Origin of the sequence: Bradyrhizobium sp. AUGA SZCCT0169 (assembly GCF_018130085.1) — a bacterium.
In the GTDB taxonomy this organism is placed as follows: Bacteria; Pseudomonadota; Alphaproteobacteria; order Rhizobiales; family Xanthobacteraceae; genus Bradyrhizobium.
Genome location: NZ_JAFCMC010000003.1, coordinates 324,641 through 335,808, shown reverse-complemented (window position 1 = coordinate 335,808; position 11,168 = coordinate 324,641). Strand labels below are relative to the sequence as shown.

Annotated in this window: 11 protein-coding genes; 7 read left to right on the top strand and 4 right to left on the bottom strand. The window is 62.7% G+C overall.

The features are described from left to right. Positions 1-71 precede the first annotated feature (71 nt). The 3 genes from JQ609_RS05455 (at position 72) to rpmG (ending at position 2,660) form a co-directional block, all read left to right on the top strand. Positions 72-809, top strand: a complete 738-nt coding sequence (locus JQ609_RS05455) for an NUDIX domain-containing protein (protein ID WP_212272274.1) — start codon at positions 72-74, stop codon at positions 807-809. A 231-nt stretch (positions 810-1,040) separates the two neighbouring features. Continuing rightward, positions 1,041-2,366, top strand: coding sequence for an LLM class flavin-dependent oxidoreductase (locus JQ609_RS05450; protein ID WP_212272273.1), 1,326 nt, complete (start codon positions 1,041-1,043; stop codon positions 2,364-2,366). A 126-nt stretch (positions 2,367-2,492) separates the two neighbouring features. Beyond that, the gene (gene rpmG, locus JQ609_RS05445) at positions 2,493-2,660 is read left to right on the top strand and encodes a 50S ribosomal protein L33 (protein WP_027537094.1); all 168 of its coding nucleotides are present in this window, start codon (positions 2,493-2,495) and stop codon (positions 2,658-2,660) included. A 190-nt stretch (positions 2,661-2,850) separates the two neighbouring features. On the opposite strand, the gene JQ609_RS05440 is transcribed toward rpmG, so the two are convergent. After that, positions 2,851-4,083, bottom strand: a complete 1,233-nt coding sequence (locus tag JQ609_RS05440; protein WP_212272272.1) for an MFS transporter — start codon at positions 4,081-4,083, stop codon at positions 2,851-2,853. Positions 4,084-4,217: 134 nt separating this feature from the next. On the opposite strand from JQ609_RS05440, the gene JQ609_RS05435 reads away from it, so the two are divergent. Continuing rightward, positions 4,218-4,820 carry a TetR/AcrR family transcriptional regulator gene (locus tag JQ609_RS05435; RefSeq protein WP_212272271.1) on the top strand — a complete coding sequence of 201 codons (603 nt, stop codon included), beginning with the start codon at positions 4,218-4,220 and terminating at the stop codon, positions 4,818-4,820. Positions 4,821-4,985: 165 nt separating this feature from the next. Next, positions 4,986-6,191, top strand: a complete 1,206-nt coding sequence (locus tag JQ609_RS05430) for a serine hydrolase domain-containing protein (RefSeq protein WP_249127655.1) — start codon at positions 4,986-4,988, stop codon at positions 6,189-6,191. Between the two features lie 151 nt (positions 6,192-6,342). Here the strand turns inward: JQ609_RS05430 and JQ609_RS05425 are convergent, their stop codons facing one another. Continuing rightward, entirely contained in the window at positions 6,343-7,719 is a 1,377-nt protein-coding gene (locus JQ609_RS05425) for a PleD family two-component system response regulator (protein ID WP_212272270.1), read from the bottom strand. Positions 7,720-7,734: 15 nt separating this feature from the next. Further along, the gene (locus tag JQ609_RS05420; protein ID WP_027538546.1) at positions 7,735-8,100 is read right to left on the bottom strand and encodes a response regulator; all 366 of its coding nucleotides are present in this window, start codon (positions 8,098-8,100) and stop codon (positions 7,735-7,737) included. Positions 8,101-8,354: 254 nt separating this feature from the next. On the opposite strand from JQ609_RS05420, the gene JQ609_RS05415 reads away from it, so the two are divergent. Together JQ609_RS05415 and JQ609_RS05410 are read left to right on the top strand one after the other, a co-directional pair. After that, a complete protein-coding gene (locus JQ609_RS05415) occupies positions 8,355-8,654 on the top strand; it encodes a DUF3572 domain-containing protein (protein WP_212212462.1) in 300 nt (99 codons plus the stop codon). Further along, complete coding sequence (locus JQ609_RS05410) at positions 8,651-9,949, top strand: DNA polymerase IV (protein ID WP_212272269.1); 1,299 nt, start codon at positions 8,651-8,653, stop codon at positions 9,947-9,949. The genes JQ609_RS05415 and JQ609_RS05410 overlap by 4 nt, the downstream gene beginning before the upstream one ends. 126 nt (positions 9,950-10,075) lie before the next feature. On the opposite strand, the gene JQ609_RS05405 is transcribed toward JQ609_RS05410, so the two are convergent. Next, complete coding sequence (locus tag JQ609_RS05405) at positions 10,076-10,945, bottom strand: cell envelope integrity EipB family protein (protein ID WP_212212352.1); 870 nt, start codon at positions 10,943-10,945, stop codon at positions 10,076-10,078. Positions 10,946-11,168: the final 223 nt, after the last annotated feature.

Here is an 11,168-nt window from a genome sequence, read left to right as displayed (position 1 = left end):
GACGCGAACCGGTACCCACTTCGCTCGAAAACGCTATAAGACCGGGAGAAACAAGAGCCTTAGGGGATGGAATGACCGATACAGCGATTGCCCAAAAAGAAGAAAAAGAAGCCGATCACCATCCCTACTTCCGACCGAAGGACGCCGCGACGCTGATCCTGATCGACCGGAGCGGCGACAAGCCGAAGGTGCTGGTCGGCAAGCGCCACGACAATGTGGTATTCATGCCGGGCAAGTACGTTTTCCCCGGCGGCCGTGTCGACAAGTCTGACAACCGCGTTCCCGTCGCCGCCCCCATCACCAGTGAGCTCGAAGCCAATCTGCTCAAGGGCAGCCCGAAGATCGCGCCATCGCGTGCGCGTGCATTGGCGGTCGCGGCGATCCGTGAGGCCTGCGAAGAAACCGGTCTCTGCCTCGGCCGCAAGGTCGAGAAACCTGTAAAACTCGAAGGCGGCTGGCAGCCGTTCTCGGATGCCGGCCTGCTGCCTGATCCGTCCAGCCTGTTCCTGATCGCACGCGCGATCACCCCGCCCGGCCGCGTCCGCCGCTTCGACACCCGCTTCTTCACCGCCGATGCTTCCGCCATCGCGCACAAGGTCGAGGGCGTGGTCCACGCCGACGCCGAACTGGTGGAATTGGTCTGGGTCGAGATCGGCTCGCAACCGCTTGCCGACGCGCATGCCATGACCAAGAACGTGCTCGCCGAACTCGACCGCCGCCTCGCCACCGGCCCGCTGCGCCACGATGCACCGGTGCCGTTCTTCCATTTCTATGGCGGCAAGATGCAAAAGGACGTGCTGGGGGCGTAGGGCTCGGCTCTCTCTTCCGTCATTGCGAGGAGCTCTTGCGACGAAGCAATCCACCTATCCGTTATGCCGCGCCATGGATTGCTTCGCTCCGCTCGCAATGACGGTATTGGCAGCGTCGAATCCTTCTCCTCCAGTCCCTTAAATTGCAAAATTCTTCCCATCCCGCCCGATGGCGCGGCCTTCACCCATGCCTATCTCTCTCCCCAACACCAACGAACACGGAACGGGGCCATGGCACAACGGCAACTCAAGCTCGGCGCGTTCATGCGGCCGGTCTCTATCCACACCGGTGCGTGGCGCTATCCCGGGGCCTGGCCGGACGCCAATTTCAATTTCCCGCGCATCAAGAAGCTGATTCAGAAACTGGAGGCCGGCAAGTTCGACGCCTTCTTCATGGCCGATCATCTGGCCGTGCTGAACATGCCGGTCAATGCGCTCAAGCGCAGCCACACCGTGACTTCGTTCGAGCCGTTCACGCTGCTGTCGGCGCTGGCCGGCGCCACCGAACATATCGGACTGATCGCGACAGGGTCGACCACGTTCGATGAGCCCTATCACGTTGCGCGCCGCTTCGCCTCGCTCGACCACATCAGCAACGGGCGCGCGGGGTGGAATATCGTCACCACTTCCAATCCGGACGCCGCGCTGAATTTCGGGCTCGACGATCACATGGAGCATGCCGAACGCTACAAGCGGGCGCGCGAATTCTATGACGTCGTTACCGGCCTGTGGGATTCCTTTGCCGACGACGCCTTCGTGCGCGACGTCGAATCCGGGCTCTATTTCGATCCCGCCAAGATGCATGTGCTCAACCACAAGGGAAAATATCTCAGCGTCCGCGGTCCCCTCAACATCGCCCGCCCCGTGCAGGGCTGGCCGCTGATCGTGCAAGCCGGCGCCTCCGATGACGGTCGGCAGCTGGCGGCAGAGACCGCGGAAGCCGTGTTCACCGGCGGCGGCAGCCTCCCCGATGCCCAAAAACTCTACGCCGACATCAAGGGCCGGATGGAAAAGATCGGCCGCAACCCCGAGCATCTCGTCATCCTGCCGGGCGCGTTCGTCGTGGTCGGCGACAGCGTCGATGAGGCCAAGGAGAAGCGCGCCAAGCTCGACAGCATGGTGCACTACGACAGCGCCATCGCCTCGCTCTCGGTCCAGCTCGGCACTGACGCCTCCGGCTTCGATCCCGACGGGCAGTTGCCTGAAATCCCCGAAACCAACGCCAGCAAGAGCGGCCGCCAGCGACTGGTCGATGTCGCGGCGCGCGACAAGCTCACGGTGCGCCAGCTCGCCCAGCGCGTCGGCGGCTATGGCGGGCTCTCCTTTGTCGGCACGCCTGCCACCATCGCCGACCAGATGGAGGAATGGCTGGTGAGTCGCGGCAGCGACGGCTTCAACATCATGTTCCCGTTCCTGCCCGCCGGCCTCAACGATTTCGTCGACAAGGTGGTGCCGGAACTGCAGAAGCGCGGGATTTTCCGGAAAGAGTATGAGGGTCGGACCCTGCGGGAGAATTTAGGGCTGCCGAGGCCGAAAAACCGCTTCTTTGAGGGTTAATTACCCCGATTCATGCAGGTTTCCGGCCTGAAAACCTTGACTTTGGGCGATCAGAAGCTAGGTTGCCCGGCAAATGCGGGCCGATTTGGCCGGCACGCGATTTTCACACATCAAGGGTTCTGAACAATGGCCAAAGCGGTCACCATCAAGGTCAAGCTCGTTTCCACGGCGGACACCGGCTTCTACTACGTCGCCAAGAAGAACTCGCGCACCATGACCGACAAGCTGGTCAAGAAGAAGTACGATCCGGTCGCGCGCAAGCACGTCGAGTTCAAGGAATCGAAGATCAAGTAAGCGTACGAACGCTGCTGTCTGATTTGAACGGGGCCTCACGGCCCCGTTTTTGATTCCGGGTTCGTGTCCCGGACGCGGTGCAGCGCTTCTTCAGCGGTGCACCGCAGAGCCGGGACCCACCCGTGCAAAGAATGGACCCCGGCTCTGCAGCGCACCACTTCGTGCTGCGCCGCGTCCGGGGAACGATGGCCTACGCCACTTTCACCATTGGCGGTTCGCTCGGCCTGATCAGCGCGAACGCAACCTGGATGATTCCGCCCGCAAGTCCGAGCGCGACGCCGATCCGCCAGGCCATGGTGTAGGAGCCGAGCTGGTCGTAGATCAGCCCGCCGCCATAGGCGCCGAGGAACGAGCCGAGCTGGTGGCTCATGAAGGCGAGGCCCTGGATCATCGCCTGCCATTTCAGGCCAAACATTTCGGCGACGGCGCCCGCAACCAGCGGACCAACGCCCATCCAGAGGAATCCCATGATCGCGCCGAACAACAGCGTGGTCGCCGGCGTTGCCGGCAGCATGAAGTACCAGGCGAGCGCGATCGAACGGAAAATGTAGATGCCGCCGAGCAGCGCCAGCTTGTTCCAGCGCTGGCCGGCCCAGCCGAAGAACAGGCTGCCCAGCACGTTGAATCCGCCGATCATGCCGAGCGTTTGCGCACTCAACATCGGATCGAGGCCGCAGATCAGAAGATAGGACGGCAGGTGCGTGGTGAGAAACACGAGTTGCATGCCGCAGACGAAATAGGCGCAGGTCATCACCACGAACGAGGCGTTGCCGAACGCGATCTTGGCGGCGGTTGCCGCCGAAGCGTCGCCAATGTCGTCGGCGGCCTTGGGCGGCAGCGGGATCTTGTCGGCCCTGCCCGCGTACCAGGCCGCCGGCAGCATGAACAGCGACAGGATCACAAAGCCGGCGACGCCGACGCGCCAGCCGAAACCTTCATTCAACAGCTGCCCGATCGGCGCCGACACCAGCGCGCCGAGCGATCCCGCCGCCGAGACCATGCCCATCACGGTGCTGCGGACGGTAGCGGGGACGGCGCGCGCGGCGACCGACATCGCGATCGCATTGGCGGTGCAGGCCAGCGAGGCGCCGATCAGCACGCCCGCGCCGATCAGGATCGGGACCATTCCGTGCGCGGTCGCCATCAGCGCAAGGCCGACGATGTACATCAGCGTGCCCACGATCATGATCGGGCGGAAGCCGTAGCGCACCGTCATGGCGCCGGCGACCGGCTGCAGGAATCCCCAGGCGAGATTTTGCACGGCCAAAGCCAGCGTGAAATCCGACACGGAAATGCCGATGTCCTTCGTCAGCGGCTGCATGAAGATACCAAAACTCTGCCGCAGGCCCATGCTCAGGGTGAGCATCACGGAGGCGCCGATCAGGATGGGAAGCGTGGGACGCAGGATTTGCAGCAGGGTCATTGTTTTTATTCTCCCTAGCGGCCGCGATGCAAAAGCCGCGTCCTGCAATTGGCATCTGAAATAGGTACACAGACCTGTGTAACTAGTCTATAAGGGCCCCCGACTGTCAAGGCGGAAGGATATCGCGCACACGCATGGCACCCCTGCCCGCCAAACCGGATATGAAGGACCGGATTCTCGAAACCGCGGATAGGCTGTTCTATCTGCAGGGAATTCGCGCGGTCGGCGTCGATACGATCGCGGCCGAAATCGGCATCAGCAAGCGCACGCTGTACAACCACTTCCCCTCCAAGGATGCGTTGATCTCGGCCTATCTGGCGCGCCGCTTCGTGCAGCCCCGGCCGTCCGACAAGCCACCCGTCGAACAGATTCTCGGCACCTTCGATGCGCTGGAGCGGCGCTTTGCAGCCAAGGATTTTCGCGGCTGCCCGTTCGTCAACGCGGTGGCCGAACTCGGCAATGAGGATCGATCCGTCCGCAAGATCGCAATCGCGTTCAAGGAAAGCCGCCGTCTGTGGTTTCGCGATCTGCTCGTGCAGCTCGGCGTGCCCGACGCGGAAGGCCTTGCGACGCAGCTCGCCGTCCTGGTCGACGGCTCGATCGCGCAGGATCTGGTGCGCAACGATCCGGCGATGGCGCGCGCGGCGAAGGCGGCCGCAACTGTGCTGCTCAGGAATGCCGGGGTGCAGATTGATGACGGCGGGGCCGAAAAAAAGCTGCAAGTCAAAACGCGGTGAGGCAATCACTCTATCGTCGTCCCTGCGCACGCAGGGACCCATACGCCGTGGTCTTTCAGTGAGGCAATGTGGTAGCTACCTTCCACTACCAGCGAAGCCGGTGGTTATGGGTCCCTGCGTTCGCAGGGACGACAAAAGAATTGTAGCGGCCAAGAAGGAAGCACTATGGGAGACCTGAAAGTGACCGCCAAGGGCTACGACTTCAAACCGGCCCACGCGGCCATGCAGCGCTATATCGACGGCAATCTGCTGTCCGGCATTTCCTGGGCTGTCATGGTCGGCCGCGATCTGGTGGATGTTAACTGCGTCGGCTGGGCCGACAAGGAAGCGCAGACGCCGCTGCGCACCGACCATATTTTCCGGATTTTTTCCAACACCAAACTGATTACGTCCTGCGCCGCTTTGTTGCTGGTCGAGGAAGGCAAATTCCGGCTCGATGACCCGATCGAGAAGTTTATTCCGCAGCTCGGAAATCGGAAGGTGTTACGCGCCGGCGCAACTTCGCTCGACGACACCGAACCGGCGAAGGGCTCGATCACCATCCGGCAGCTGCTCAGCCACAGCTCCGGCCTGAGCTACGGTTTCTTCGATCCCGGCACCACCATCTTCAAGGCGCTCAACGAGCGCGGCGTCCACAATCCCATGACGACGCTGGCCCAGATGGTCGACGTGCTGGCCGACCTGCCGCTGATCTATCAGCCGGGCACGTCCTGGGAATACTCGCTTGCCATCGACGTGGTGGCGCGGCTGGTGGAAGTCATCAGCGGCCAGAGCTTCGACAAGTTCATCCAGGCGCGCATCCTTGATCCGCTCGGCATGGTCGACACCGGTTTCGTCGTGCCGGAAAAGGATCAGGGCCGGCTGGTCGCCTACTACGCCGGCGCCGACATGATGGAGCCGATGAAGCCAGGCCTCACCCGCACCGATAACGCGCCCTTCCCCGGCGCCTATCTGCGGCCCATTGCGCGGCTCAACGGCGGCGGCGGACTGGTGTCGACGATGCCCGACATGATTGCGTTGATCCGCAGCCTGCTGCCCGGCGGCAAGACCCTGCTCAAGCAGGAGACCATCGCGCAGATGCTGACCAACCAATTGCCCGAAGGTCAGTGGATCCGCTTTGCCCTGATGGGCGAACAGATCGGCAAGGCGCACACGCTGGCCGGCGGTCTGATCGTCAAGCCGACGCCGTTCGACCACCCCGACGCGTCGGGCGAGCTCTATTGGGGCGGCGTCGCCGGCACGCAATGGTGGATCTCACCGCGACATAACATGGCGGGCGTGATGATGGCGCAGCGGCAGATGGCGTTCGTCCATCCGTTCTCGTTCGAATTCAAGCGGCTGGCGTATGACGCGGTGAAGCGTGGGCGGTAGCCCGACTGCGACCATTACAAATGCTGTCATCACCCGCGAATGCGGGTGATCCAGTATTCCAGAGACGTTAGCGATTGAATCGAGAAGCCGCGGCGTACTGGATCACCCGCATGCGCGGGTGATGACACCGAGCCAGGGTCAACGCCGGCGCTTACGCCGCCGCCGAGACCACGACCCTGTTGCGGCCGTCGTGCTTGGCGCGGTACAGCGCCGTGTCGGCGCGTTTGAGCACGTCGCCGATCGGCTCGCCCTTGCGCTCCAGCGTCGATAGTCCGATCGAGACCGTGACCTCGATGCGCTTGGTGCCCTTGGCGATGGCGAACTTCTCGCCCACGATCGAACGGCGCAACCGCTCCGCCACCATGCCCGCAACATGCAGGTCGGTTTCCGGCATCACGATGACGAATTCCTCGCCGCCATAGCGGCAGGCGAGATCGATGCCGCGGATCGACTTGCGGATGCGCACTGCGAATTCACGCAACACGTCGTCGCCGCCGTCATGGCCGTAATTGTCGTTGATGGCCTTGAAGAAATCGATGTCGAGGATCATCAGCGCCAGCGGCTTGCCGCGGCTCGAAGCCTGCTCGGCGAGCAATGCCAGATGGCTTTCCATGTAGCGGCGGTTATGCAAGCCGGTCAGCGCGTCGGTGATCGCCATTTCGATCGAATTCTGTACGTTGTCGCGCAGATGGTCGGTATAGCGGCGCCGGCGGATCTGGGTGCGCGCGCGCGCCAACAATTCGTTCTTGTCGACCGGGCGCAGCAGATAGTCGTTGACGCCGATCTCGAGCCCGCGGAGCAGCCGCGCATTGTTGTCGGCATCCGAGATCGCCAGTATCGGCACCTGCCGGGTGCGCTCCAGCGAGCGTGCCTGGCTGCACAGCCGCAAGCCGTCGTAGTTTTCGAGGCTGAGCGAGACGATCAGCAGGTCGTAATTGCCTTCGGCGGCATGAAACAGCGCTTCGGCCGGATTGGCCTCGACATCGACGGTGTGCTCGGCGGAAAGCAGCGGCGCCAGCCGCTCGTAGGATGACGGGCGGTCGTCGACCAGCAGGATACGCCCGCCGATGCCCTTGTCGGCCACCGCGGTGCGCTCGGGCGCTTCCATGCCGATTTCGAGCGAGGTGATGGCGCGCATGCGCAGCTCATCGGTCATCATCTTCAGCCGCGTCAGCGAACGGACGCGCGCGATCAGCACCACGTCGGACACCGGCTTGGTCAGGAAATCGTCGGCGCCGGCCTCGAGGCCGCGCACGCGGTCGGCCGGGCTGTCGAGCGCGGTGACGATGACAACCGGAATGAAATGCGTGGCCGGATTGGACTTCAGCCGGCGGCAGACCTCAAAGCCGTCCATGTCGGGCATCATGACGTCGAGCAGGATGATATCGCATTCGGCGCGCGCGCAAGCTTCCAGCGCCTCGGCGCCGTTGGTCGCGGTCAGCACATCGAAATACTCGGCCGACAGGCGGGCTTCCAGCAGCTTGACGTTGGCGGGAACATCATCGACGACCAGGATACGCGCAGACATCGAAATTCACTCCCACTACCCAATAAATCGTCGTACCGTTTCAATAAACTTGCCGACCGAAATTGGTTTGGACAAATACGCCTCGCAGCCGCCTTCGCGGATGCGTTCCTCGTCGCCTTTCATCGCGAACGCCGTTACCGCAACGACCGGTATCGCGCGCAGTTCCGGATCGTCCTTGATCCAGCGCGTCACCTCGAGACCGGACACCTGCGGCAACTGGATATCCATCAGGATCAAATCGGGGCGCAGCTTGCGAACGAGATCCAGCGCCTCGAAACCATTGCTGGTGCCCGAGGTCTGATAGCCGTGCGCCTCCAACAGGTCGCGAAAGAGCTTCATGTTGAGCTCGTTGTCCTCCACGATCAGGACGGTTTTGGCCATCCCGTCCCTCCCTTGTCCCAGGAAACAGGCCCGGCCTTGGGGTGCTTGCGCACCGCCTTTCCGGGCTTGTCGAAAAGTGAAATCAAACTAGCGCCAGATTCGCTCTAACCCGTTAAATCCGAGTCCTGTTTTTCTACTAACAAGTGCCATCTTTTCGCGAAGCGGTTTCCACTTGCTTGAACACATTCCGCAGACTCGGGCATGATGGCCGTCAAACTAGAGACCATAAGTTAACGGAAAGGCAAACCCGTCTGTTGAAAAAGCCTGTTCACAACCCCCGGGAAGTAGCTGAAATCGTTGCGGTTCAGGCGTTGTCCTTCATTGCGTCCGATCCGGAGCGGCTGGGCCTGTTTCTGGCCGAGAGCGGTTTAGGCCCGGAGACGCTCCGGACGGCCGCCGCCGACCCGCAATTTCTGGCCAGCGTGCTGGATTTCGTGATGCGCGATGACGCAACCGTGAAGGAGTTTGCGGCCGCCTCCGAGCTCCATCCGACCAACATCGCCGCCGCCCGTCAGGTGCTGGGCGACCCGCATTGGGAGCGTGACGTGCCGTGAGCGCGCTGGCGCAGGGGCCGCGCTGTTTTTGCCGGGATTGCCTCGGCGACCTCGACATCAAGGCCAGGCGGTGCGGTGAATGCGGCTCGCCTCGCCTGGTTCGCCACCATGCGTTGCCGACGCTGGCGATGGCGCATATCGATTGTGACGCGTTCTACGCGACGGTGGAAAAGCGCGACAACCCGGAACTTGCCGACAAGCCGGTCATCATCGGCGGCGGCAAGCGCGGCGTGGTGTCGGCCGCCTGCTACATCTCGCGGACGTTTGGCGTGCGCTCGGCGATGCCTATGTTCAAGGCGCTGGCGCTTTGTCCCAACGCCATCGTGATTCGGCCGGACATGGCCAAATATGTCCGGGTCGGCCGCGAGGTGCGCCACGCCATGCAGACGCTGACGCCGCTGGTCGAGCCGCTGTCGATCGACGAGGCGTTTCTCGACCTTTCCGGCACCCAGCGCGTCCACGGCATGATCCCCGCAAAAGTGCTGGCGCGCTTTGCCCGTGACGTCGAACGGGGCATCGGCATCACCGTGTCGGTCGGCCTGTCCTGCAACAAGTTCCTCGCCAAGATCGCCTCCGATCTCGACAAGCCCCGCGGCTTTGCCGCCCTCGACCAGGCCGAAGCCCGCGAGATGCTAGCGGACCGGCCGGTCGGATTCATCTATGGCGTCGGCCCCGCGACCCAGGAAAAGCTGCTGCAGCGCGGTTTTCGCACCATCGCCGATCTGCAGCGCGCCGACGAGGTCGATCTGATGAAGCAGTTCGCCAGCGAAGGCCGCAGGCTATGGCGGCTGGCGCGCGGCATCGACGACCGCCTGGTGGTGCCCGATCGCGGCGCCAAGACCATTTCGAACGAAACCACCTTCGATAACGACATCCGCGATTTCGCGACGCTGGAGCGGACGCTGTGGCGGCTGTCGGAGAAGGTGTCGTCGCGCCTCAAAAGCAGCAACCTTTCCGGATTGACCATCACGCTGAAATTGAAGACCGCCGATTTCAGGCAGCGCACCCGCTCGCAATCGATCCAGGCGCCGACGCAACTGGCGGCAAAGATCTTTGCGGTGTCCCGCGAATTGCTGGCGAAGGAGATCGACGGCACCGCCTTTCGCCTGATGGGCACCGGCGTCAGCGCGCTGCGCGCAGGCTCGCAGGCCGACGACACCGACATGCTGGATCGCCGCTCGGCCCACGCCGAACGCGCGATGGATGATCTGAGGAAGAAGTTCGGCAATGCGGCCGTGATCAGGGGCATTGCGTACAAGGGGCCGGTGCAGGAAGAGGAGGAAGAGGAAGAGTAACTAATCTTGTCATGGCCGGGCTTGACCCGGCCATCCACGTCTTCCTTCTTCGCGGCGCCAAAAACGTGGATGCCCGGGACAAGCCCGGGCATGACGGAATTCAGTGCAGCACCGACGACCAACCCGTCACTTACAAGGCTTGGAATCCCTGACGTCAAACTTCCCCATCGCGCCGGAAATGACAAAGTCATTGTAATCCAGCATCAGCGCGCGGGAGACGCCGTTCTCGAATAGCTCGAACGACATCGCATAAACCGGCGTCTGCTCGCCATCCTTGGCCTTGGCGTCGCGGTCGTAATAGCTCACCGTGACCGGCCAGCGCGTCAGCGATTTCATCTGGTCGTTCGCGGTGGAGGGATCGGGCGAAGCGATGGTCTTGGTGCCGGGAATCGGCTGCCCGATCACCGACAGCGTGTTGTAGACCTTCTCGCCATTGTCAGAGCCGTCATAGACCATCAGTTCCAGCACCGACTTGCCTTCGCGCGCGGCCGCGATGATGTGCTGGATCTGCTCGGTCGGGAACACGATCTTGCCTTCGAGGTTGAACGTCTTGGCCACCGGCTGCTTCAGCTTGACCGTGATGTGATCGCCGGTCCGCTCGGCGACGCCGTCGACCGGGGCGGATTCGGTATCGTTCATCCGCGTGTCGATCTTGAAGCGGTAGCTCTTGCCTGCCGCATCCTCCCAGGACGTCGAGCGCAAATCGCTGAGCGTCAGCTTGCCCTCGCCGCTGTCGAGCTCCGACACCTGCCTGAATTCGGAGGTGTAGCCCTCGCAGGCGCTGCCGGAGAAATTGTAGAGGATGCGCCCGCGCGCGCCGCTGATGGCGTTGGAGCCGCGCGACTTGACCAGGTTGAGTTCGTAGAGCGCCTGATGGGCAAGGAATGGCCCGCTTGCGGCTGACAGCGCTGGCCCGGCCTGGAAAACCGATCCTGTTGCAACGGCTGCGATTGTCAGCACCCAAGCACGAGGCGGAATCCGGAACGGTCGAGCCATGTGTTCTCCTTGTGCAGCGGAAGATTCGATACATTACTGTCGGCTCTATTGCGTCGCAACTAGGGCGGTGTCACGAAATCGTAGGAATTTGACGTCGGAATGCCACGTTTTCCGGCCTGTTTCTCGGAATTGCCGCCGCTTGCGGGTGTTCGCCTCCAATCCACCCTCGCTTGCAACCACGGACGCGATGCGCGAAACAAAGCGGACCTGAAAAGGTTCAGGT